The following is a 23,122-nucleotide window of genomic DNA, read 5'->3' as shown; positions in this document are numbered from 1 at the left end:
GCTGTCTCCTAACCCACGCGCTCGCGACGGCCCAGGATGCCCTGCGGCCGGAACAAGAGGACAACAATCATGATGAACAGCGCTCCCACGTATTTGAGGTCGGCCGCGAGGCCGAAGACGGTGGTCAACTCGACGAAGATGCCGACGATGACGGATCCGATCAGGGCGCCGAAGACGGTGCCGAGGCCACCGAGCGTCACGCCCGCGAAGATGAGCAGCAGGATCTGCGAGCCCATGTCGAACGTGACGCCGGGACGGTAGTAGGCCCAGAGGATGCCGCCGAGGGAGGCCAGCACGCCGCCGACAATCCAGACGAGACGGATGACGGAGTCCACGTCAATGCCTGAGGCGGCTGCCAAGGCGGGGTTGTCCGCCACTGCCCGGGTGGCCTTGCCCAGCCGGGTCTTGAGTAGGACGATGCCGATCAGGCCGATCACGATTGCGCTGATCACCAGCGACCACAGGTTGTTGGGTGAGATGGAGACCGGCCCGATCTGGATTTCCGCGCTCTGGGCAAAGGGCAGCTGCTGGGTGGCACCGCCAAAGTAGAACTGGATGACGTATCGGATGGCGAGGGCCAGGCCGATGCTGACGATCATCATGGGGACCAGACCGGTGCCGCGGCGCCGCAGCGGCCGCCAGAGGCCGGCGTCCTGGGCGTAGCCGAAGAGTCCTCCACCCAGGAGGGCCAGGAGGATGGCGAGCCAGAACGGCAGGTTCATGGCATTAAAGACGAATACGAGAACGGCGCCAAGCGTCACCATCTCACCGTGGGCGAAGTTGGTCAGCCCGGTGGTGCCGAAAATCAGGGACAGCCCCACGGATGCGAGGGCGAGCAGGAGCCCGAAGCTCAGGCCGGCGACCAGCCGGTTGAGCAGGTTCTGGCCGAAGTCCTGCTGTTGGACGACGATGCCTTTGCCGAAGGCGAAGATCACCGAGACGTTAGACGTCTGGCTGAACGTGATGCTGCGGGGGTTGGCCTGGCCCGCCGCGAGCTTGATGCCCTGCGGCAGGGTGGACTCGTCCAGCTGGACCTCGTAGGTGCCCTGGGACGGTACGCCTATGTTCCAGGCCCCGTTGGCACTCGAGGTTGCTGTTCCAGTGAAGTCACCGTTTTTGGCCGTGATCTTCACACCTTGGATGGGGGCGCGTGCATCATCGCGGAGGAAGCCGCTGATGTTGTTCTGGAACTGCTGGTTCGACGGGGATGGCGTCGGTGATGGCGTGGCCGCCAGCGATGCTGGTGCGGCGACGAGCAGGATTGCCACGGTGGCGGCGGCAATTGCCCCCATGACCTTCAGCAATCCGGCTGGCCGTCTGCGCGGCAGGCCTCTCGGTGTGCGTCTCAAATTCAAAACCTCCACATGGGGGTGGCGTGGGTTGCGATTGCTTCATTGCAGCCGCTGCGAACGGAGAAGGTGACAGGGGTGGTGCAATTTTTGGTGTAGCTGTTTACTGGATACTTGTGATGTTTGTCACCCTTCTTCGCTCATGTTACAGCGCAGGCAGTACAAACTTTGCGGGCAAACATGCTGCCTAGATCGCGATCAGGTAACAACTGTGAAGCTGGGTCCAATCCACAATTCAGTGTCGCTAATGAAAACTTTTGGTGTATCGGAGTATTCCTAAACAGTCCCTTCTGCGGCGGTGAAAACGCCGGGGTGCAGCCCGGGCAGGTCACGATTCCGTGTCGGCCGTGGCCGGGGCGGAACTTTACCCGCCGCCGGCGCGTGGGAATTGGTAGCTTGAATAGAAGAAACCACTAGCACCCCTCTGGAGGACACCCGCAATGGCACTTGGCGGAAACCCGATCTTCAACGGAAAGAACTTCCGTGGAGCCACCCAGGCGCCGCCTGTACCGCAGGCGTTCGGCCAAAACCACTACGGCCAGGCTCCCGGTCGTGCACCGGGCCAGGTCATCGACGCCCAGGGCGGCTGGATGGCCCAGCAGCAGAACATGACGCAGGACCAGCTGCAGCAGATGTACAACCGGCCGGCCGCCGGCCCCGCCGAGACCGGCCGGATGACCTATGACGACGTCATTGTCAAGACCGCTGTCTGCCTCGGCGTCGTGATGGCCGGAGCTGCCGTCACCCTGTTTGTCGGCCTTTCGCTGGCAGGCATGCTGATGATCGTTGGTGCACTGGGCGGCTTTGTCCTGGGCCTCGTCAACTCATTCAAGAAGCAGCCCTCGCCCGCCCTGATCCTGGCGTATGCCGGGCTTGAGGGCCTGTTCCTCGGCGGCCTGACCCGCATCCTTGACGGCTTCTACCCGGGTGTCGGGCTCCAGGCTGTCATCGGCACGCTCTCGGTGTTCGGTGTGACCCTTCTGCTCTTCAAGAGCGGAAAGGTCCGCGCCACCCCGAAGGCCATGCGTTTCTTCATGATCGCAATGATCGGCTACGCCGTGTTTGCCCTCGTCAACATGGTGCTGGTCTGGACCGGTGCGGTTAAGACGCCGTTCGGGCTCAGCACCAGCGTTGAGATCTTCGGCATTCCGCTGGGGGTCTTCATCGGGATCCTGGCCATCGGTCTGGCCGCCTTCTCGCTGATCATGGACTTCACCAGCATCGAGGCCGGCGTGCGCAGCGGCGCTCCCGAGCGCTTCTCCTGGACCGCGGCCTTCGGCCTTACCGTCACGCTGGTCTGGCTCTACGTGGAAATCATCCGCCTGCTGGCCATCCTCCGCGGCGACGACTAGAACGCCAGGCGGCCGCCGCCGTCGTGCTTAATCAGGAAGAGGGTCCCGCTCCGGCGGGGCCCTCTTCCGTCATTAAGCCTGTTCTTCCATACAGGTGGAGGGGCGTAGTCAGCTAAGGCGCTCCAGCACCAGTGCCATGCCTTGCCCGCCGCCCACGCAGAGCGTGGCCAGGCCCAGGGTTCCGTCCGTCGCGCGCAGGCCGTTGAGCAGCGTGCTGGTGATCCGGGCACCGGTCATGCCGAAGGGGTGGCCCAGGGCAATGGCGCCCCCGTGGACGTTGAGCTTCGCCGAATCGATCCCGAGTTCGCGGGCGCTGGCGATCACCTGGACCGCGAAGGCCTCGTTGAGCTCTACGAGATCGATGTCCCCGATGCCCAGCCCGGCAGAGGCCAGGGCCCGCCGGGTGGATTCCACCGGGCCCATTCCCATCAGTTCGGGTGACAGCGCGCTGACGCCTGTCGCTACAATGCGCGCCAGCGGCTCCAGTCCCAGTTCCCTGGCCCGGGCATCGCTCATGATGACCATCGCGGCCGCGCCGTCGTTGAGGGGGCAGGCGTTGCCGGCGGTGACCGTGCCCTCGCGACGGAACACGGGCTGCAGGGCACTGACGGCTTCGAGGGTGACGCCGGCGCGCGGCGAGTCGTCCCGGTCCACTACCGTGCCGTCGCGCCGTTCATAGGGTGTGATTTCCCTGGCGTAGAACCCGGAAGCGATGGCGGCCTCGGTCCGGTTCTGGCTCAGCACTGCCCACGCGTCCTGCTCTTCGCGGCTGATGCCGTAGGACGTGGCCACGTTCTCGGCCGTCTGGCCCATGGCGACGTAGATGTCCGGCATACGCCCGCCCAGCCGCGGGTCCGTCCAGGGCGTGTTGGACTCGGCCCGTGCTGCGGTGCGCTGGCGGGCCGGCCCGAACCGGGGGTTGTGGTTGCCGGCGTCGGTTTCTCCGGCCCCGGCCCAGCTCTGGTACCGGGACACGGCCTCGACGCCGGCCGACACGAACGCCTGCCCCTCGCCGGCCTTGATGGCGTGGTAAGCCATGCGGATGGTCTGCAGGCTCGAGGCGCAGAACCGGTTGATGGTCGCCGCAGGGACGGTGTCCAGGCCCGCCAGTATGGTGACCACCCGTGCCATGTTCGAGCCGGCTTCTCCACTGGGTTCGGCACACCCCAGATAGAGGTCGTCGAGCCCGGGACCGCTGTCCCCGGACGGGTCGAATGACGGCAGCTTCGCAAGCGCCGCGGCCACCATGGCCGCGGCGAGGTCGTCCGGCCGCTCGTCTTTCAAGGACCCCTTGAAGGCGCGGCCGATCGGGCTTCTGGCGGTTGAAACAATGACTGCTTCCGGCATGCGCCCAGCCTACGCCCGCGGCTACGCCAGCCGCATCGCCCCGGCGGCCGGGGTGACAGTGAAGATGTCCGGCGCGGTGTATCCCGCCTCGGCAAAGGCCCGTTCGACGGCGGTGCGCACCCGCTGTTCCTCCGCCACCGGGGTCAGGGCGATGGCCGCGCCGCCAAACCCGCCGCCCGTCATCCGGGCGCCGATGGCCCCGTTCGACCGGGAGGCTTCGACAGCAAGGTCCAGCTCGGCGCAGGAGATTTCGAAATCATCGCGCATGGAGGCGTGGCTGGCATCCAGGAGTCCGCCGATCGACGAAGGACCCTCCAGACCAAGAAGTTCCACGGTCTGCAGGACGCGGTCGTTTTCGGTGACGACGTGGCGGACCCGGCGGAATGTGACTTCGTCCAGGAGTCCGCTGGCCTCGTCGAGGTCGCCCGGTGCAACATCCCGCAGGGCCTTGACGCCAAGCACTTCTGCCCCCAGCTCGCAGGATGCCCGGCGGGACGCGTAACCGCCGTCGGCATGGGAGTGGGAAACCTTGGTGTCGATCACGAGCATGACCAGGCCGGCGGCCTCTGCCTCAAAAGGCACCAGCTCCACGCTTTGGTCGCGGCAGTCGAGGAACACGGCATGCCCTGCTGAGCCCCGCAACGAGGCGGACTGGTCCATGATGCCTGTGGGTGCGCCGACGAAGTCGTTCTCGGCACGCTGCGTTGCCAGGACCATTTCCTCGGGGCTGAGCCCGGCGCCGGTGATGTCATTCAGGGCGGAGACAACGGCGCATTCGATGGAATGGGACGAGGAGAGTCCTGCACCGAGAGGAACGTTGGAATCCAGGAGCAGGTCAAGGCCGGGAACGTCGATGCCGCGCTGCTGCAGCGACCAGATGACGCCCAGGGGGTACTTGGTCCAGCCCTTGGCCGTCCGGCCGTCCAGCGTGGCGGTGTCCGCCGTCGTCAGGCCCTGGTCCCCGTAGGTGGACAAGAGCCGCACCGTTGAGTCGGAACGGACGCCGACGGCGACACGCGCCGTCTTGTCGATCGCGAACGGAAGGACGAAGCCTTCGTTGTAGTCGGTGTGTTCGCCGATCAGGTTCACCCGGCCCGGGGCCTGCCAGACGCCGTCCGGTTCGCTGCCGAAGGCGGCTCGGAACTGTTCCGCGAGCTGGGTGGTGCTGGCGGCGGTCATGCGTGGGCTCCTTCGGTGAGTCCGGAGGCGGACGGGGCGAGTGCTTCAGCCGTCGAGGCTGGAACAGTGACAGCGCGGAGCCTCTCAGCCACAAGCTCGGGTGTGGTGTCGTTGATGAACGCGCCCATGGCGGCCTCCGATCCTGCCAGGAACTTGAGCTTGTCCGCAGCGCGGCGGGGGGAGGTGAGCTGCAGGTGCAGGTAGCCCGCCGGGCGGAGCAGGGTGTCCACCGGTGCCTGGTGCCAGGCCGAGATGTAGGGGGTCGGTGTGGGATACAGGGCGTCGAGGCGTTTGAGCAGGTCCAGGTAAACGTGCGCCAGTTCGTCCTTCTCTTCGCCGGTCAGTGCCGCCAGGTCGGGAACCTGGCGGTGGGGAACGAGGTGGATCTCAAGGGGCCAGCGGGCGGCGAACGGAACGTAGGCGCTGAAGCTGTCGCTTTCCATGACCATCCGGCTGCCGTCCTCCCGTTCTGCCCTCAGAAGCGAGCCGGTCAGCGTTTGCCGGCCGTCGGCGTCGTCATAGAACTTGCGGGCGGCGGCCCCCATGACGGCGGCCCGGGGTGTCACGTAAGGGTAGGCATAAATCTGGCCGTGCGGGTGGTGCAGGGTCACGCCGATGTCCGCTCCGCGGTTTTCGAACGGGAAAACCTGCTTGATGCCCGGCAGGGCGCTGAGGGCGGCGGTGCGGTGGGCCCAGGCTTCAACCACGGTCCGCGAGCGGGTTTCGGTCAGGCCGCTGAAGGATCCGGTGTGCTCGGGCGTAAACGTCACCACCTCGCACCTGCCGAACGCGGGTCCAGTAGTTCCCCAGCCTGGGTTGTCCGGAACCGGCCCTACCGCCGGGCCCAGGGAGGGGAAGCGGTTTTCGAATACGGCGACGTCGTAGTCCGGCGCCGGGATCTCGGAGGGGTTGGCGTCGGTGGTGGGGCAGATCGGGCATTGGTCCGCCGGCGGGAGGTGCGTGCGGGCCTGCCGGTGCGCGGCCACGGCCACCCATTCCCCGGTGAGGGCGTCGAAGCGGACCTCGCCCGGTTCCCCGCGGGCCGGGAGGTCCCGGCGGTCCTGCGTGGTTTCCACGGAACGGGGCCGGGCCGATCCGGCGTCGTCGAAATAGAGCAGTTCCCGGCCGTCGGCAAGGTGGGTGCTGGTGATGTGGGTCATGCGTCATGTCCTTTGAACGCGGTAACCGGCCGGTTCGGGCCGGCCGGGAGGTAGGGGTGGAGTTCGGCAGCAGAAGCGTGGAGTGCTCCGCGTGCGGGCCGTTCGTGATGGGGGCCGGCGGGCACGATGCGCACATCGCGGACCGTCTCCCGCAGCAGGTCCAGTGCGGAGCGGCCGCCGTAGCCCGTGCCGATTCTGGTGTCGGTGACCAGCGTGACGACGGCCGAAAGCGGCGCTATTCCGGCCAGCCCGACGAGTCCGTACTTTGTGGCATCCGCGAGCACGACCAGCTCGCCCGACGCAGCAATCATGGCGGCGTTCACCTCGGCTTCGAGGAGGTTGGGCGACGTGATTCCGGCATGCGGGTCGATGCCGTGCACTCCCATGAAGCAAAGGTCTGCGTGAAGGTTTTTCATGGCATGCATGGTGACCGGGCCGACGAGTGCTTCGGAGGGCGTCCGCTGGCCGCCAAGCACCAGGGTGCGGATGCCGCCGGGTTCACCGCCTGGGTGTTCCCGGTCTGACTGTCCCTGCCCTGACTGGGGCGACGGGGCCGGACCCGCCAGGGCATTGGCCACCATGATGGAATTCGTGGCAACCGTCAGACCGAGGCCGCGGGGGAGGAGCCGGGCGAACTCATACGTTGTGGTGCCGCCGGAGATGAGGAGCGTCATGTCCGGCCGCAGCAGGTTCAGCGCTTCGGCTGCGATGGCCCGTTTCGCCTCGGTTTCCTGGGCCAACTTGCTGACAAACTCCGGTTCGACGGCGCCAAAGGTTCCGGTCTTCGTGGCACCGCCGTGAACCCGCAGCAGCAGGCCTTCGGCGTCCAGGGCGTCGATGTCCCGCCGGATTGTCATTTCCGAGACGCTGAGCAGACCGGCGAGTGAGGTGACGCGGACGGTGCCTTGGGCTTCGAGTTCCTGGAGGATCCGGTGCTGGCGCTGGGTTGCAAGCAAAGGGTCCCTCCTTTCCGGCCTCTTCGGCGCCTGTGGTCCGGAGCGCCGCTCACCGGTGCTCCGTCTGCCCCGTATGCGGCATATCACCATTGTGGCATAAAACGATCAAAAACAAATACTTTCTAACAAAAGATAACAATCGGATCGGCTGACGACGGAAGGCCCGCACGTTGTACGGTAAGTTTCATGACTTCCGGCGCCCTTCCTGAACCCCGTGATGACCAGCACGAACGCAGGCGTTATGCCTCCGGCCGGCAGTACGAGCTGAGGCGCGGCGACGCGCTCGCAGTGGTGACCGAGCTGGCCGCGGGTCTGCGCTGGTACAGCCGCGGCGGCGTCCAGCTCACCGAGTCGTATGGCGACGCCGATATCCCGCCGGGAGCAACGGGCATAACCCTGGCGCCCTGGGCAAACCGGGTGGAGGGCGGGACGTGGCACCTCAACGGCACGAAGCAGCAGCTGGACATCACCGAGGTGTCGCGGAATAACGCCAGCCATGGACTCCTGCGCAACGCGTCGTACGCCCTCGTCTCCGAGTCGGAGTTTTCGGTGACCCTCGAAGCCCCCGTCTTCCCCCAGCATGGCTACCCGTTCCTGGTGCGGCACCGTGTGGAGTACTCCCTGGCCGAGGACCTGGGGCTGGTGGTGCGCCAAACCCTGATCAATGATTCGGAGGGTGACGCGCCGTTCGTCCTGGGGGCGCATCCGTACCTTCGGCTGGGCGACGTCCCCAGCGAGGACCTCACCCTGACCGTTCACGCAGATACGCGACTTGTGGCGGACAACAGGCTCATTCCCCGCAGTTCTGAACCTGTCAGCGAAGACACCGATCTGCGCCCGGGCCGGAAAGTGGGGGACCTCGACATCGACGTCGCCCTCACTGACCTGGAGTTCGACGGCGGGATTGCCCGTCACACGCTGTCGGCGGCAGACGGCCGCACCGTGAGCCTGTGGCAGGACGCCACGTGCCCGTTCGTGCATGTGTTTGTGACCCGCGAATTTCCCGGCCGGCCCAAGGCGGTGGCCATAGAACCGATGACCGGGCCGGCGAACGCCTTCAACTCCGGCCACGGCCTCGGGTGGCTGGCCCCCGATGAGTCTTTCACCATGACGTGGGGCATCAGCGGGAGCACCACCTGACTCTGTGCTTCGCTCCCGTTTCCCATAGCCGCGCAGCTAGGGAATTATGGGGCTATGACGCCAGCTAAGGACGCCACGCCCGAAGAACCTGTCAAGACAACCATCCTTCCGCCCCCGCGCCCACGGACGGAGCATGACCTCGAGCACGACATTCCTTACGGCGTGCGCATCGCGGCGGCGTGGGCATGGCGGCTGGGGCTGATCCTGCTGGTCATCGGCGGGCTCGTATGGCTGCTCAGCAAGGTCAGCTTCCTCATCATCCCGGTCATGGTGGCGGCGCTGCTGGCCGGCCTGCTCAGCCCCGTGGTGGGGTGGCTGCGCTCGCAGCGCCTTCCGAACGGAGCTGCCGTCGCCCTCACGGTCCTGGCGTTCGTCGGACTGATCGTCGGGGCGCTGGCACTGGTGGGGCGCCAGCTGGCTTTGGGCTTCCAGGAGCTGTGGAGCGAGGCACTGACGGGTGTCCAGCAGGTCCAGGACTGGCTGGCGGTGGGACCGCTGCACCTGACGGCCGCGCAGATTGACCAATACATTCAGGAAGCAACGGCTGCGCTGCAGAACAACAGCAGCAGCATACTCAGCGGTGCGCTTTCCTTCGGGAGCACTGCAGGACACTTTGCCGCCGGGATGGTGCTGGCGCTGTTCATCCTCATCTTCTTCCTCCTGGAGGGGGAGCGGATCTGGGGCTTCATGGTCCGGCTTCTCCCGCGGCGGGCACGCATTCCCGCCGATGGTGCCGGGCGGCGCGGCTGGACGTCGATGGTCAGCTACGCCCGGATCCAGATGTTTGTGGCCTTTGTGGACGCGGTGGGCATCGGAGTGGGTGCGGCCATCATCGGCGTCCCGCTGGCACTCCCGCTCGGCGTGCTCGTGTTCATCGGCTCCTTCATTCCGGTGGTCGGTGCCCTGGTGACGGGTGCCATCGCGGTGCTGCTGGCCCTTGTGGCCAACGGCCCCGTAAACGCGCTGGTCATGCTGGGCATCGTATTGCTGGTGCAGCAGCTGGAAAGCCACATCCTGCAGCCGCTCGTCATGGGCAAGGCCGTGGCCCTGCACCCGGTGGCAGTGATCCTGTCTGTCGCCGCCGGTTCCTACCTCGCAGGCATCCCCGGAGCCCTCTTCTCCGTGCCGATCCTTGCCGTAGCAAACTCGGCGATTCGGTATATTGCCGGCAGAACGTGGGAACATGATCAAGTGCTGGCTGCCGCGCGCGGCAGTGTCGCGGCGGGCTCAGCCGGCGCAGACCAGGACAACACCTTCAAAGACGTCCGTTTGCCGGGTGCGAATCCCGGCCACGGCAAGGACGCCGATCGTGCAACAGGTGCCCCGGGCGGCAAGGCCGCTCCGGGCTCCGAAGCTGAATTTCCCAAAGGAGAATAGTTCGTGAATACCCCTGAAAGCCTTCCCGTCACGCTGGACGATGTCCTTGAGGCGCAGAAGTTGCTTGACGGGATTATTACCCGGACGCCCGTGGAGTCCTCCCGGGCGCTGGGCAGCATGGTCGGCGGCCAGGTCTTCTTCAAGTGTGAAAACCTCCAGCGTGCCGGTTCCTTCAAGGTGCGCGGCGCCTACGTCAGGATGGCCCGCCTCTCTGAGTCGGACAAAAAGCGAGGAGTTGTGGCGGCCTCAGCCGGCAACCACGCGCAGGGTGTGGCAGTGGCTGCCAAGAGCCTGGGTATCAAGGCACGGATCTACATGCCGCTCGGCGTGGCCCTTCCTAAGCTGGCCGCCACGCGCAGCCACGGCGCCGAGGTGATACTGCACGGGCATAACGTGGACGAGGCACTCGCCGAGGCGCAGCGCTACGCCGACGATACCGGCGCGGTCTTTGTCCACCCCTTCGACAACGTTGACGTGGTGGCCGGCCAGGGTACCGTGGGCCTGGAAATCCTCGAACAGATACCCGACGTCGACACCATCCTCATGGGCGTCGGTGGCGGCGGCCTGCTGGCCGGCGTGGCCGTGGCCGTCAAGGCCAGAGCCAAGGAACTTGGCCGGGAAATCCGTATCATCGGCGTGCAGGCCGAAAATGCGGCCGCCTACCCGCCGTCGCTGGCGGCCGATGCCCTGGTGCCCTTGAAAAAGGTTTCGACCATGGCCGACGGCATCGCCGTGGGCCGACCCGGGCAGCTGCCCTTCAGCATCATCCGTGAACTCGTGGATGACGTGGTCACGGTCAGCGAGGACTCCCTGGCAAGGGCGCTGATCTTCCTCCTGGAACGGGCCAAGATGGTGGTGGAGCCGGCCGGGGCAGTGGGCGTGGCGGCCCTTATGGACGGCAAGATCGAAAACCCCGGCACAACGGCAGTCATCCTGTCCGGCGGCAACATCGACCCGATGCTGATGCTCAAGGTCATTCAGCGCGGTCTTTCCGCCGCCGGCCGCTACATGACCGTGCGCATGATGCTCGACGACCGCCCGGGTTCGCTGGCCACTATCGCGCGGATCATTGCGGAGAACGATGCCAACGTGACGGGTCTTGACCACACCCGGGTGGGCGGATCCATCAGCATGGGGGACGTTTCCATCACGGTGAACCTCGAGACCAAGGGCCACGAGCACGGTGAACAGGTCCTCGGTGCGCTGCGCGCCGAGGGTTTCCAGCCGATCGTGGTGCACTAGGAGCAGGCATGCTGGACACCCCTGGCGACTCTCCGGCCACGAGGGACACGCCGGCGTCGCGCGCCAAGGGCGGGCTGCTGGTGGTGGGGTCATTCGTGGCGCTCCTCTTTGCCATCGAGCTGGTGAACATGCTCACGCTCCACGCCCTGAACGGCATCTTCGGACTCCGGCCGCGCAGCGCGGACGGAATCCTGGACATCTTCACCTTCCCTCTGCTCCACGCCAACCTGAACCACGTCCTGTCCAATGCGCTGCCCCTGATCATCTTTGGCTTCCTGGTCTTCATGTCCGGGTTGCGGATCTTCCTTACGGCCGTGGCCTGCAGCTGGCTGGGCTCCGGCGCGGCAGTCTGGCTGATCGGCGGCGGCGGGATCACCGTGGGGGCGTCCGGCCTGGTCTTCGGGCTGTTCGCCTTCCTCCTGGTCCGGGGCTTTTTCAACCGCAACTGGTGGCAGATTCTGCTGTCTGTGGTGCTCTTCATGGCTTACGGCAGCATCCTCTTCGGGCTCATTCCAAGCGTGGCGGGCTACGTCTCGTGGCAAGCACACCTCGGCGGCGCCGCCGGCGGCGTCCTGGCGGCGGTCGTGCTACGGGCAAGAAGCGCGGCCCGCAGCGGCTAAGGCGAGTTAAAGCACGACGCCGGCCCTCCCGCAATGGGGGAGGGCCGGCGTCGTTCGTGGACGGTCGTGCGTTTTAGCACGACCAGCCGAAGCGAAGGGCGCGCCGCTTAGCCTGCGTAGGGCTTGGCGGACAGGATCTCCACGGGGATTTCCTTGCCGTTGGGGGCAGTGTAGCTGAGCTTGTCGCCCTCTTTGTGGCCCATGATGGCCGCGCCGAGCGGGGACTTCTCGCTGAAGACATCCAGATCGGAGTCGCCGGCGATTTCACGCGAACCAAGCAGGAACTTCTCCTCGTCCCCGGCGATCCGGGCAACGACGAGCATGCCGGGCTCGACGATTCCGTCATCTGCCGGGGCTTCGCCGACGTGGGCGTCGCGGAGCAGCGCGGTGAGCTGGCGGATGCGGGCCTCAATCTTGCCCTGCTCTTCCTTGGCTGCGTGGTAGCCGCCGTTTTCCTTGAGGTCTCCCTCTTGGCGCGCAGCTTCAATTTTCTGGACGATATCCGCCCGGCCGGCGCTGGAAAGGTGGTCCAGCTCTGCCTTCAGGCGGTCAAAAGCTTCCTGGGTAAGCCAAGCTGCAGGCGCGCTGTTGGTGGTAGACACGGACTTCTCCTCTAGTGGTTAAACAAGCAGGTCATACAAGCAAAGACCCCGCCACGGTGGCCACTTGTGGAACTCAGCAACCAACTCAGCGGGGTAAAGGTATTGGTCCATTGTAGTCAATCCTGTGGATAAAACCCAACGAGCAAGCGGTGTGGGTCACATACCTACTTGGCGGCGCCCGGGATCCAGCAGCCGTCCACGACCGCAGAGACGGACTGCGATTCTGTGCGCAGCACTTCGCGCCGGGAGATGGTGCGGCCGCCGTCAGCACCCTGTGCCTGCTGGGAATCCGGCTGGTCCGGCGGAATATCCACCACTTTCCAGCCCACGACGGCGAACTTGGAATCGAGCGCCTTGACCGCGCACTTCACGGCGGTGCCGGGCTCCCGTGTGACCTGGAAATCCAGCTCGGCCCGGGTTGCGTCGGTGGTGCTGTAGCCGAGGTCCTTGAACATGACAGACGACATGGCCGAGGACGTGGACACCCAGGCCAGGAATCCGATCCCGGCCACCAGGGCTGCAATCACTGCGCCCCGTTTGGCTTTTCCGGACAGCCCGCGCTTTGGACCGCCATAGCGATTGGCTAGGCTAATGTCTGCAGGCTGGGGAGTGCCCGACTTGTCCTCGGTAGTCACCCCTCCAGTTTAGTGGGGATCCGCCGGTGAAAAATCCGGAGCCAGCCGCCGCAACCGGCAACAGTAGAAAGAGGGGCAGTCCCAGATGACCGCGTCCACCAGCCAGTCACCTTCGCTTCGCCTGCTGACCGTCCATGCCCACCCGGATGACGAGTCGAGCAAGGGCGCCGCGACCATGGCCATGTACGCCGCTGCCGGTGTGGACGTCATGGTGGCCACCTGCACCGACGGCTCGCGGGGGGACATCCAGAACCCCGCCATGGAGGGGGAGCCCCACCCCAAGCGGGACATGGCCGGAGCGCGCAGGCTCGAAATGAGTGAGGCCGCGCGGATCCTGGGCGTAAGGCAGCGGTGGCTCGGCTTCGTCGATTCAGGGCTGCCGGAGGGCGATCCGCTCCCGCCCCTGCCCGCCGGATCATTTGCACTGCAGCCGCTTGAACGCGCCGCCGCACCGCTGGTACGTCTTGTCCGGGACTTCAAGCCGCAGGTGATCGTCAGCTACGACGAAAAGGGCGGTTACCCGCACCCGGACCACATCATGGCCCACCGCGTGGCGGTGGAGGCCTTTGAGGCTGCCGGGGACCCGGCCAGGTACCAGGGAATCGGCGAGCCCTGGGAGCCGAGCAAGCTTTACTACGACCGCGCCTTCAGTCCCGACCGGTTCCGCGCCCTCCACTTCGCGCTCGAAGAGGCCGGGCTCCAGTCGMCCTATGCCGAGCGCTTGGCTGCCTGGCTTGAGACCGACGCCGAAGGGCACACCCCTCCGCAGCCCACCCATGCGACCACCACCCAGGTGGACTGCGGTGACTTCTTCGAAGCGCGCGACGATGCCCTCCGCGCCCACCGCACCCAGGTTGATCCGCTGGGCTTCTTTTTCGCTGTCTCTCCCGATATGCAGCGCCGGGCCTGGCCGTGGGAGGACTACACGCTGATCCAATCGCGGGTGCCTGCCGAGCTCCCGGAGAAGGACCTTTTTGCGGGGCTAAGATAGAGACAACAGATCATTTCTATCCCGCGTAGAAAATGACGCGGTAGAAAATAACGCAGCCGAGAACGGCCAGGCGTCCTGCGCCCCAGTCCACCGAGAAGGTTCCAACCGTGCACCACTTGCTCATCGCCCTGGCATCGTCCCCGGCTCCCTCGCCTTCATTGCGCCCGGGCCTCTCGCAGGACCAGGTAACCCCCGGCCTGCTGGGGTTCCTGTTGACGGCGTTCATCGTCGTGCTGACGGCGCTGCTGATTGTGGACATGGTGCGCCGCATCCGGCGCGTGCGCTACCGCGCCCAGGTCGAAGAGGAGCGCATGGCTGCTGCTGAAGCTGCAGACATCGCCCACGACGATGCCGCTGACGGCAATGCAGGCAGAACAGACGCCTGACGCCGGCCCCGATGGCGGCACCACGGAGCCCGGGACAACGGAGCAGCCGGCCACCCAGCCGGTGGCCACGCAGCCGGGGGCGCACAACGCCCTGGGCGGGGAACCGTCCGCCTACTTGCGCCAGCACGCCGGCAACCCGGTGCACTGGCAGCCCTTCGGCGACCAGGCGTTTGCGTACGCGGCCGCCCGGAACGTTCCGGTGTTCCTGTCCATCGGCTATGCCGCATGTCACTGGTGCCACGTCATGGCCCATGAATCCTTCGAGGACCAGGCCACCGCGGACTATCTGAACGCGCATTTTGTCGCGGTAAAAGTGGACCGTGAAGAGCGGCCGGACGTCGACGCCGTCTACATGGCGGCCACGCAGGCCATCAGTGGCGAGGGTGGATGGCCCATGTCCGTTTTCCTGACGTCGGACGGACTCCCGTTCCATGCCGGAACCTACTTCCCGCCCCGGCCGATGCCCGGCCGGCCGTCGTTCCTGCAGCTGCTCGAGGCCGTGCGGGATGCGTGGGACGAGCGCCGCGACGCGGTGGAACAGAATGCCCGCTCCCTTTCGCAGAACATGGGCCACGCCCAGCTCTCCGCCGCTGTGGACCTATCAGGTCCGCCCGAGCTGCTCGATGCGGAGCTACTTCCCGCCGCGGTCCTGTCGCTGGCCCGGTCGGAAGACCCCGACGACGGCGGTTTCGGCGACGCCCCCAAGTTCCCGCCGTCGGCGGTACTTGAGTTCCTGATACGGCACGCGGCCGTGCCCTCAGAGACGGCCGGGGCGGCCCGGGACATGGCGGGGCGTACCCTGGCGGCCATGGCGCGTTCGGCGTTGTTCGACCAGCTCGACGGCGGTTTCGCGCGGTATTCCGTGACCCGCGACTGGTCCGTTCCGCACTTTGAAAAGATGCTCTACGACAACGCCCAGCTGCTCAGGGTTTACGTGCACTGGATCCGGCTTGGCGGCACGCCCGGCTTTCCCGCGGCGGAAGCGGCCGAAGTGTCGGGGCGCACCGCCGAATGGATGCTTGCGTCCCTGGGGCTCCCTGCGGCAGACGGCGGGCGGACGGCGCCGAGTGACGCCGTCGCGCTGGCGTCCTCGCTCGACGCCGACTCGGTGGTCGATGGAGAACACCATGAAGGCGCCAGCTACCTCTGGACCGTCGGCGATCTCGACCAGCTGCTGGATGCCGACGACGCTGCCGCCGTTGCCCGGATGATGAACGTGGGCGCCCAGGGTACGGTCTCGGAGTTCGGTTCGCCGCTGCATCCCGCCCGGGCCCTGACAGGCGAGGAGGCGGCGCTGTGGGCGGAGGTGCGGGCTCCGCTGCAGGCGGCCAGGGCTGCCCGGCCGCAGCCGGCGCGCGATGACAAGGTGGTGGCCGGCTGGAACGGGCTTGCGGTGGCGGCCCTGGCCGAGGCCGGCGCGGTGCTGGACCGGCCCGAACTGTTGGACGCGGCCGTGCGGATCGCTGGCTATCTGGAAGAAGTCCACTGGCGCGCTGCCACCGGGGAGCTGGTTCGCGTTTCACACTCCGGGACCGCACGGGGGATCGGCGGCCTGCTGGAGGACTACGCGTTCTGCGCAGAGGGCTTTCTGGCGCTGTTCTCGGTCACCGGCAGTGCCCACTGGTACCGGCTGGCGGAGTCGGTGATTTCTGCCGCCTGCGCGAGATTCATCGTGGACGGCAAACTGGCGGACTCAACCGGGGAATCCGAGCAGGTGTTCAATGCCCAGGGCCGCCAGCCGGGACTGGACCCCTTCGATAACGCCACGCCCAGCGGCGCAGCCGCGTTTGCAGGCGTCCTGCTGGGCTACGCGGCCCTGTCCGGCTCCGCGGAGCACCGGATCACGGCAGGCAACATCATGTCCCTGTTGCCGCCGATTGCCCCGCGGGCCCCGCGGGTGGCGGGCTGGCTGCTGGCCACCGCGCAGGCGGCGGCTGCAGGCCCGGTGGAGGCCGCCGTCGTCGGACCCCCAGGTCCGGCAAGGGACGCGCTGCACCGGGCACTGCTGGGGTCACCCAGCCCCGGACTGGTCGTGGCACTGGGCGATGACCCTGATTCTGGTGCCGGTGCTGCGGAGCATGCCCAGGGAGTGCCGCTGCTGCGCGGCAGGACGGCCGCCGCCGACGGGGTTCCGCTCGTCTACTTGTGCCGCGACATGGTGTGTGAGCGGCCGGTGGCATCCGTGGCCGAGGTTCTGGAAAGCCTCAGCCCGGACCGCATTAGCTGAGGACAGCTATGAGGATTGCCGCGAAGTGGGCGGCAAATGCGAGCACAGTGAACGCATGGAACAGTTCGTGGAAGCCGAAGTGTTGGTAGCTGAAGTTCGGCTTCTTGAGCGCGTAGAAGACAGCGCCCGCGATATACAGGGCTCCGCCGATGCAGATGAGCAAGGCGGCCGGCACGCTTGCCGCGAAGAAGTCCGGAAGGTAGAACAGCGAGCCGCAGCCCAGGGCGATGTAGATCGGGACGTAGAGCCAGCGGGGCGCGTTGGTCCACAGGAGCCGGAACAGCACGCCCAGGATGGCACCGGACCAGACCAGCCACAGCAGCAGCACCGCGGTGGGCCGCTCCAGCAGGCTCCAGGCCAGAGGCGTGTAGCTGCCGGCGATGACCAGCATGATGTTGGTGTGGTCGAGGCGTTTCAGGACAATCTTCACGCCGGGGGACCAGTTGCCGCGGTGGTACACGGCGCTGATACCGAACAGCAGGACGCCCGTGAGGGCGTAGATGGCGGACGTGACCTTGCGGTCCGGCGTGGGGGCCAGCACTACCAGCACGATCCCCGCGGCCAGGGCCAGGGGCGCGGTGACTGTATGGATCCAGCCGCGCCATTTTGGTTTGATCGTCAGCAGTTCGGCGATGCGGACGGCGGCGCTGTCCATGGCGTTCGGCTGACGCTCGGGCGCGCCCGAAGTCCCCTCCGGGGTATTGCTCGTCATGCCTCAAGAATAACCTACGCTTCAGTAAGTTACTTGCCGGTAACGGGAGGTGGCGTGACCTGCTGCAGGAGAAGACCGCGTCCACGGGCGCTGCTCCTGTGCGCGGGGGCCTCCTCCGGACGGTAGCCTAGGGTTTGCACGAAGTCACACAGCCAGGAAGTCAGGTGAATCTCCGGATGGAATTGCCCGGGTTCCTGTATGGCTTCTACGAGCGCAAACTCCAGCGGTCGCTGGATCCAGCACGCATTCCCAGGCACATCGGCGTCATGGTGGACGGCAACCGGCGCTGGGCCCGGCAGTTCAACGCCCCCACGAGCCAGGGACACCAGGCCGGTGCGGACAAGATCCACGAGTTCCTGGGCTGGTGCCAGGAACTGGGGATCAGGGTAGTCACCCTCTACATGCTCTCCACCGACAACATGAGCCGCTCCGGTGAGGAACTGGACCTGCTCATGGGCATCATCGCGAACACACTCGACCGCCTGGATGAGGCCGCCGACATTTCGGTGCACGCCATGGGTGCGCCCGAACTCCTCCCGGACTACCTTGCAGACCGGCTGACCAAACTGACCACGCGGACTCCGGTGCGCGAGAAGCTGCACGTCAATGTAGCGGTCGGCTATGGCGGACGTCGGGAAATCGTCGATGCCGTGCGGGAGTTGCTTCACGATGCCGTGGCCCGCAAGGCCGACATCAGCGAACTCGCCGACACCCTGTCCGTGGACGACATCTCACGTTTCCTCTACACCCGCGGCCAGCCGGACCCGGACCTGGTCATCAGGACCTCCGGCGAACAGCGGCTGTCAGGCTTCCTGATGTGGCAGAGCGCCTACAGCGAGTTCTACTTCTGCGAGGCGCTCTGGCCCGCGTTCCGAAAGGTCGATTTTCTCCGCGCCCTGCGGGACTACGCCGGCAGGCAGCGGCGGTTTGGCTCCTAGCCTTCCTTGGGCCGGTCCCGGCGTGACCGCGGACTGTCCGCGCCGTTCATCTTGAATTCACAAGATGGCAACAGGAATCGCCGGTCCAAGACTTTGGAAATTAGTCGGAGGAGATTTACGTTAAAACCATCAGCAGGCAAACCGCCGGCTGATCGGGGAGGCCAGTACATGGAGCGGAATTTTCGCACCGGTTGTATGGGAGGCCGAGCCGGCCTCTTTTGGCCGAGCCGCCTCACCAATAACAATTCCGGGCATGTGCCCCGGGGCTGGAGTCGATGTGGCTAATTCTGAACAACTGCCCGAAGTCATCACGGACCAGGGTGAGAAGGCTACCTCTCGCGCCAAGCGAGCAATTTCAAAGACCGGTGCGGCCACGAAAGACGCCGCGGCCGGTCTTGCTGTTTCCGGCCCAAGGTCAGAATCCCAGCCCGCCGTCTCGACGTTCGTCATTGACACCTCGGTGTTGCTGTCCGATCCCCGCGCCCTGCTCCGCTTTGCGGAGCACGAGGTCATTGTGCCCATCGTGGTCATCACCGAGCTGGAAGGGAAGCGGCACGATCCCGAGCTGGGCTACTTTGCCCGGACAGCCCTCCGTCTCCTTGATGACCTGCGCGTCCAGCATGGCGGGCTCGACCGGCCCATCCCGCTGGGAGACGCCGGCGGGATACTCATGGTGGAGCTGAATCACATCTCGTCCGAAGTGCTGCCGGCCGGTTTCCGCGGCGGTGACAACGACAGCCGCATCCTCGCCGTCGCCAAGAACCTCGCCAACGAGGGCCGCAACGTCACCGTGGTGTCCAAGGACCTTCCCATGCGGGTCAAGGCTTCGGCCATGGGTCTTCTCGCCGATGAGTACCGCAACGAGCTGGTCAAGGATTCCGGCTGGACCGGCGTCGCGGAAGTTGACGCCAGCGAGGAGGAGATTTCCACGCTCTACGGCCACGAGCCGGTCTTCATTCCCGCCGCCGCCGAGATGCCGGTCAACACCGGTCTCGTGTTGCTCTCCAACAGGGGCTCGGCACTGGGACGGGTAGGCCCGGACAAGCAGGTCCGCCTCGTGAAAGGCGACCGGGACGTCTTCGGCCTCCACGGACGCTCCGCCGAACAGCGGCTCGCCATCGACCTGCTGATGGACCCGGCGGTAGGCATTGTGTCGATCGGCGGCCGCGCCGGCACCGGCAAGTCAGCCCTCGCCCTGTGCGCAGGACTGGAGGCCGTGCTGGAGCGCCGGGAGCACCGCAAAGTGATTGTCTTCCGCCCGCTCTACGCCGTCGGTGGCCAGGAACTGGGCTACCTGCCGGGCTCTGAGGCGGAGAAGATGAACCCGTGGGCACAGGCTGTCTTCGATACCCTCGGTGCCCTCGTCAGCCAGGAAGTCGTGGAGGAAGTCATGGACCGCGGCATGCTGGAGGTCATGCCGCTAACCCACATCCGCGGCCGTTCCCTGCATGACGCCTTCGTGATCGTGGACGAGGCACAGTCCCTGGAGAAGAACGTGCTGCTCACCGTGATGAGCCGCATCGGGCAGAACTCGAAGATCGTCCTCACCCACGACGTCGCCCAGCGTGACAACCTGCGGGTCGGCCGGCACGACGGCGTTGCCGCCGTCGTCGAGATCCTCAAGGGCCACCCGCTCTTCGGCCACATCACCCTCACCCGTTCCGAGCGCTCGCCCATCGCCGCGCTGGTGACGGAGCTGCTGGAAGGGGCTGAGATCTAACCTGCGTGCCCGAGGGCCGTGGCCGGGTTCGCCGGGCCACGGCCCTTCGCCGTCGCTTAGACACGACGCATATGGACCCGCTCTGGTCGCTGGGCGACCTCCGCGGGTCCGATGCGCCGCGATGCGCTCCTACGCGAAGGACCGCGTCCCGGCGAGGGCCGCTGGTTGGGCTTGTTGAAACCTGGGATGCCGCTGGTTGAGCTTGTCGAAACCTGGAGTTCCGCTGGTTGGGCTTGGCGAAACCCGGGATGCCGCTGGTTGAGCTTGTCGAAACCTGGAGTTCCGCTGGTTGGGCTTGGCGAAACCTGGGCGGTCTCGGCCGGTCAGAGGCCCAGGAACTTGGCCGTGGGGGCGTGGCCTTCTACCTTGAGCTGCCAGTCGGGGCGCTTGAAGGATTCAGGGGTGAGGCGGACGCGCTGGACTGCCTCGGGCTTGCCGCCCCAGGACATCCGCGTGACGCCGTTCAGCTCGTAGCCGAGGGACCGGGAAACTCCCAAGGACGCGGCGTTCCACTCCGCCGCTTCGGATTCCGCGGCGTCGGCGTTCAGCCAGTCAAAGGCGTAAAGCGCGACGGCGGCACGCATCTCCTTGCCGAAGCCGCGGCCGTGCGCGCTCCTCCTCAGCCACGAGCCGGTGGTCACGGTCTTGAGGATGGCAAAATCCTTGGCGCCGACGTCCTGGCATCCCAGGAAGGTGCCGCCGTGYCAGATGCCCAGGATCAGGGCCCAGGACTGCGGCGTGGTGCCGGCCCGGCACTGCCAGTACCACTGGGCCATGTTCTGGCCCAGCTCGTCCGGAGGAGATTCGGCCCAGGGCGTGCTGAACGGGCTGCGTCCGCGGTCGTGGATGCCGCTGGCCGCAGCCTCCACGGCGGCGGGGATGTCGTCGTCCCGGAGAGGACGAAGGATGAGCCTGGGAGTGGTCAGGGCGAGGGCGAAGGGCGGCCAAACGGAGATCAGCTCGGTCATGAGGGAAGCCTAGCCGATGGGACGTTACAGCGGCCGGACGAGAACGCCGGTCGAACGGGACGACCGAACCGGCGACGGCCCGAGCGTGGGTTAGCTGCCGGTGTGGTGCGACAGCCCCAGGGACAGCCGCGTTCCGCCGGGTCCCTTCAGGACCAGGGCGATGGACTTGTCCGGCAGCTCGAAGACCATGGTCGCGTTGAGTGAGTCGCCCTGGCGAACTTCAGCCCGGGGGTTTGACGTCCACAGCGGCTTTACGTCACTGCCGCCCAGGCCGGTGACCACATACTGGGACGAATCCAGCGTGATGCCGGCGCCTTCCAGGGCGGTGAACTGCACCAGTACGCGGACCCGGTGGGTGCCCGCGGACGCGCCCTCCTCCAGGGCCTGCACATGCTCCGGCGGCAGCCAGCCGTCCTTCTCGAGCGGGACAACTCCGTTCACCCTCGCCATTCCGCCAGGGACAGCGGCACTCGCGCCCAACGGCACGCTTGGCTCCGGCTTCGCACTCAGGAACACATAGCCGAAGAACAATGCCAAGGCAGCGATGAGGGCCAGCGGTATCAGCATCATGCGTCTGCGCCTGCGTTTGGACGTCATTGCGGCGGGCGGCTGTTCGGTGGCAATCGAGGACATGCCCCGAGTCTGCGATGCCCAGCTTGGGAAAACCCTGCACGGGCCCCCGCATCCGGGCGGCTCCGGAGCGTTCCCTACCGGGCCGGTGGCTGCTCAGGCCCGGTTGGGGCGCGGCGGCCACTGGATATGCTCGCGCACATCCGTCAGGTTCACGGGCTCGGCCACGAAGAGATCATCGAGCATGTATTCGTCGACGGCCAGGATACGGATCCAGTGGCCGGGCTGCTGCGCCCCGCCGTCGAGGGCTTCGCTGGCCACGCAGACGCCGGTTCCGGCGTCCACCCGGATCCTTGTCCGGCCCGGTCCGCACAACGGCCGCGCCGGATCCAGCGGGCGGTAGCTGGCGTTTGGCGAAACCACAGTCTCCAGCGCGCTGCGGCCCTCGTGCTCCACCTCGCGCACGGGCTCAAGCAATTCCACGGCATTGGCACGGGGGAATTCCAGGGGAACGGGCGCATTTCCCGCGAGCTCCACCGGGTCGAGGGCCGCTCCGAAGCGGCTGTTGCCGAACGACGGTTCACCGTATGCCGCTTCCGGGCGGCGCCTGACCAGCCCGCCGTCGTCGTAAACGGGGGTGACCAGATGCGCCGGCAGAAGCCATGACCGCCTGGTGGCGCTGACGTACAGGCCGTCGCGCGAGTCGTTGATGCCGGTGGTGCTGTGCAGAAGGGTTCCGTCCGTGGACTCAAGACGAAGGGCGCCAGGGCGGCGCAGCCAGGCGCGCACAGGGACCGTGCCGCCGCCCTCGGGCGTTTCGCGGTATTCGAACCTGAGGGACTGCCACTTCCAGGGGGACGAGCGGCAGAGGTTCCGGAAGGATGCGACGGAATCCGAGGGCGTCGAGGCCCCGCCGTGTTCCTGCCGGTGCTTGGCGTCCCAGGTCCCCATATCCACAGTTTACCCACGGGTCCAGCGGCGGACCGGGCAAATCCAGTAGCATCCGAGAGTGATCCAACGACTTGGCGAACTCTGGGAAGCAGCACCGCCGGCCTTCTGGCTGGTCCTGGCCGCGTGCGCTTATTTCGCTGTGATGGCCGCCCGGCTCACGGTGATCGATGTCCGCCACCATCTTTTGCCGAACCGGATCGTCTTCCCGTCGTATGCGGTGGCGGGCGCGCTCCTGCTCGGGGCCGTGATCAGTCTGGCCGTGTCGGCTCAGGGCAGCGGGAGCGTTCCGGCCGCCGCCGCGCAGCTGTTCGGCGTGCCTGCGCTCCGGATCCTGGCCGGGGGAGCGGTGCTGTGGCTGTTCTACTTTGTCCTGCGGCTGGTGTATCCGCCGGGGATGGGATTCGGTGACGTTAAGCTGGCGGGGGTGCTGGGCATGTACCTGGGGTATCTGGGCTGGCCGCACATTTTCGCCGGCACCTTCGCCGCCTTCCTGCTCGGGGGTTTGTGGAGCATCGGCCTGCTGGCGTCGCGGCGCGGAACGCTCAAGTCGGCCATTCCGTTCGGGCCCTTCATGCTCGGAGGAGCGGCCGCCGCAATGGTGCTGCTGCCGGCTTGAGCAGCCCCTGGGAGGGAACGCACATTTGAGCACCCCCTCCTCGCGACAAGCGGGACTAAAAGGCAGGGCCGCCGCAACCCCAAA

Annotated in this window: 22 protein-coding genes; 11 read left to right on the top strand and 11 right to left on the bottom strand. The window is 66.5% G+C overall.

The annotated features are described in order from the left end of the window. Nucleotides 1–8: 8 nt before the first annotated feature. Nucleotides 9–1,292 carry a branched-chain amino acid ABC transporter permease gene (locus AC1D14_RS03060; RefSeq protein WP_476968043.1) on the bottom strand — a complete coding sequence of 428 codons (1,284 nt, stop codon included), beginning with the start codon at nucleotides 1,290–1,292 and terminating at the stop codon, nucleotides 9–11. 497 nt (nucleotides 1,293–1,789) lie between these two features. Here AC1D14_RS03060 and AC1D14_RS03055 point away from each other — a divergent pair, with 497 nt between their 5' ends. After that, a complete protein-coding gene (locus AC1D14_RS03055) occupies nucleotides 1,790–2,701 on the top strand; it encodes a Bax inhibitor-1/YccA family protein (protein WP_230117146.1) in 912 nt (303 codons plus the stop codon). A 108-nt stretch (nucleotides 2,702–2,809) separates the two neighbouring features. On the opposite strand, the gene AC1D14_RS03050 is transcribed toward AC1D14_RS03055, so the two are convergent. The 4 genes from AC1D14_RS03050 to AC1D14_RS03035 are packed head-to-tail and all read right to left on the bottom strand — an operon-like array spanning nucleotide 2,810 to nucleotide 7,343. Continuing rightward, nucleotides 2,810–4,048, bottom strand: coding sequence for an acetyl-CoA C-acetyltransferase (locus AC1D14_RS03050; protein WP_476968042.1), 1,239 nt, complete (start codon nucleotides 4,046–4,048; stop codon nucleotides 2,810–2,812). A 21-nt stretch (nucleotides 4,049–4,069) separates the two neighbouring features. Further along, the gene (galK, locus tag AC1D14_RS03045; protein WP_476968041.1) at nucleotides 4,070–5,227 is read right to left on the bottom strand and encodes a galactokinase; all 1,158 of its coding nucleotides are present in this window, start codon (nucleotides 5,225–5,227) and stop codon (nucleotides 4,070–4,072) included. After that, complete coding sequence (galT, locus tag AC1D14_RS03040) at nucleotides 5,224–6,387, bottom strand: galactose-1-phosphate uridylyltransferase (RefSeq protein ID WP_230117149.1); 1,164 nt, start codon at nucleotides 6,385–6,387, stop codon at nucleotides 5,224–5,226. Before galT ends, galK begins: the two co-directional genes overlap by 4 nt. After that, nucleotides 6,384–7,343 carry a DeoR/GlpR family DNA-binding transcription regulator gene (locus AC1D14_RS03035; protein ID WP_476968040.1) on the bottom strand — a complete coding sequence of 320 codons (960 nt, stop codon included), beginning with the start codon at nucleotides 7,341–7,343 and terminating at the stop codon, nucleotides 6,384–6,386. Before AC1D14_RS03035 ends, galT begins: the two co-directional genes overlap by 4 nt. Before the next feature lie 186 nt (nucleotides 7,344–7,529). On the opposite strand from AC1D14_RS03035, the gene AC1D14_RS03030 reads away from it, so the two are divergent. The 4 genes from AC1D14_RS03030 to AC1D14_RS03015 are packed head-to-tail and all read left to right on the top strand — an operon-like array spanning nucleotide 7,530 to nucleotide 11,722. Then, entirely contained in the window at nucleotides 7,530–8,483 is a 954-nt protein-coding gene (locus tag AC1D14_RS03030) for an aldose 1-epimerase family protein (protein WP_476968039.1), read from the top strand. A 54-nt stretch (nucleotides 8,484–8,537) separates the two neighbouring features. After that, nucleotides 8,538–9,860: an AI-2E family transporter gene (locus AC1D14_RS03025; RefSeq protein WP_230117152.1), complete on the top strand. Its 1,323-nt coding sequence runs from the start codon at nucleotides 8,538–8,540 to the stop codon at nucleotides 9,858–9,860. A gap of 3 nt (nucleotides 9,861–9,863) precedes the next feature. Beyond that, on the top strand, nucleotides 9,864–11,102 hold the full coding sequence (gene ilvA, locus AC1D14_RS03020; RefSeq protein ID WP_230117153.1) for a threonine ammonia-lyase: 1,239 nt from the start codon (nucleotides 9,864–9,866) through the stop codon (nucleotides 11,100–11,102). Nucleotides 11,103–11,110: 8 nt separating this feature from the next. Next, complete coding sequence (locus AC1D14_RS03015; RefSeq protein ID WP_230117154.1) at nucleotides 11,111–11,722, top strand: rhomboid family intramembrane serine protease; 612 nt, start codon at nucleotides 11,111–11,113, stop codon at nucleotides 11,720–11,722. Between the two features lie 107 nt (nucleotides 11,723–11,829). Here the strand turns inward: AC1D14_RS03015 and greA are convergent, their stop codons facing one another. Next, nucleotides 11,830–12,324, bottom strand: a complete 495-nt coding sequence (gene greA, locus AC1D14_RS03010) for a transcription elongation factor GreA (RefSeq protein ID WP_230117155.1) — start codon at nucleotides 12,322–12,324, stop codon at nucleotides 11,830–11,832. A 164-nt stretch (nucleotides 12,325–12,488) separates the two neighbouring features. Beyond that, a complete protein-coding gene (locus AC1D14_RS03005) occupies nucleotides 12,489–12,959 on the bottom strand; it encodes a DUF4307 domain-containing protein (protein ID WP_476968038.1) in 471 nt (156 codons plus the stop codon). An 85-nt stretch (nucleotides 12,960–13,044) separates the two neighbouring features. Here AC1D14_RS03005 and mca point away from each other — a divergent pair, with 85 nt between their 5' ends. The 3 genes from mca to AC1D14_RS02990 all read left to right on the top strand — a co-directional run bounded on the left by mca (nucleotide 13,045) and on the right by AC1D14_RS02990 (nucleotide 16,563). Beyond that, entirely contained in the window at nucleotides 13,045–13,950 is a 906-nt protein-coding gene (gene mca, locus AC1D14_RS03000) for a mycothiol conjugate amidase Mca (protein ID WP_476968037.1), read from the top strand. A gap of 107 nt (nucleotides 13,951–14,057) precedes the next feature. Then, nucleotides 14,058–14,336 (top strand): hypothetical protein, encoded by a 279-nt coding sequence (locus AC1D14_RS02995; RefSeq protein ID WP_230117158.1) that lies wholly within the window; start codon nucleotides 14,058–14,060, stop codon nucleotides 14,334–14,336. Further along, a complete protein-coding gene (locus tag AC1D14_RS02990; protein WP_476968036.1) occupies nucleotides 14,314–16,563 on the top strand; it encodes a thioredoxin domain-containing protein in 2,250 nt (749 codons plus the stop codon). Before AC1D14_RS02995 ends, AC1D14_RS02990 begins: the two co-directional genes overlap by 23 nt. On the opposite strand, the gene trhA is transcribed toward AC1D14_RS02990, so the two are convergent. Further along, nucleotides 16,556–17,218: a PAQR family membrane homeostasis protein TrhA gene (gene trhA, locus AC1D14_RS02985; RefSeq protein ID WP_354962123.1), complete on the bottom strand. Its 663-nt coding sequence runs from the start codon at nucleotides 17,216–17,218 to the stop codon at nucleotides 16,556–16,558. The two genes, AC1D14_RS02990 and trhA, sit on opposite strands and share 8 nt — an antisense overlap. 233 nt (nucleotides 17,219–17,451) lie before the next feature. On the opposite strand from trhA, the gene AC1D14_RS02980 reads away from it, so the two are divergent. Next, nucleotides 17,452–18,213 carry an isoprenyl transferase gene (locus AC1D14_RS02980; RefSeq protein WP_230117191.1) on the top strand — a complete coding sequence of 254 codons (762 nt, stop codon included), beginning with the start codon at nucleotides 17,452–17,454 and terminating at the stop codon, nucleotides 18,211–18,213. Between the two features lie 277 nt (nucleotides 18,214–18,490). Beyond that, complete coding sequence (locus AC1D14_RS02975; RefSeq protein ID WP_230117161.1) at nucleotides 18,491–19,933, top strand: PhoH family protein; 1,443 nt, start codon at nucleotides 18,491–18,493, stop codon at nucleotides 19,931–19,933. A gap of 323 nt (nucleotides 19,934–20,256) precedes the next feature. On the opposite strand, the gene AC1D14_RS02970 is transcribed toward AC1D14_RS02975, so the two are convergent. The 3 genes from AC1D14_RS02970 to AC1D14_RS02960 all read right to left on the bottom strand — a co-directional run bounded on the left by AC1D14_RS02970 (nucleotide 20,257) and on the right by AC1D14_RS02960 (nucleotide 22,422). Then, the gene (locus AC1D14_RS02970) at nucleotides 20,257–20,901 is read right to left on the bottom strand and encodes a GNAT family N-acetyltransferase (protein WP_476968035.1); all 645 of its coding nucleotides are present in this window, start codon (nucleotides 20,899–20,901) and stop codon (nucleotides 20,257–20,259) included. Between the two features lie 90 nt (nucleotides 20,902–20,991). Beyond that, nucleotides 20,992–21,534 (bottom strand): hypothetical protein, encoded by a 543-nt coding sequence (locus tag AC1D14_RS02965; protein WP_230117163.1) that lies wholly within the window; start codon nucleotides 21,532–21,534, stop codon nucleotides 20,992–20,994. Between the two features lie 93 nt (nucleotides 21,535–21,627). After that, nucleotides 21,628–22,422, bottom strand: coding sequence for a hypothetical protein (locus AC1D14_RS02960; protein WP_476968034.1), 795 nt, complete (start codon nucleotides 22,420–22,422; stop codon nucleotides 21,628–21,630). Between the two features lie 58 nt (nucleotides 22,423–22,480). Between AC1D14_RS02960 and AC1D14_RS02955 the strand changes: the two genes are divergently transcribed. Then, nucleotides 22,481–23,038: a prepilin peptidase gene (locus tag AC1D14_RS02955; protein WP_230117165.1), complete on the top strand. Its 558-nt coding sequence runs from the start codon at nucleotides 22,481–22,483 to the stop codon at nucleotides 23,036–23,038. Nucleotides 23,039–23,122: the final 84 nt, after the last annotated feature.

Source organism: Arthrobacter sp. P1_B11, from assembly GCF_056406715.1.
This window is presented reverse-complemented; position numbering and strand designations above follow the sequence as displayed.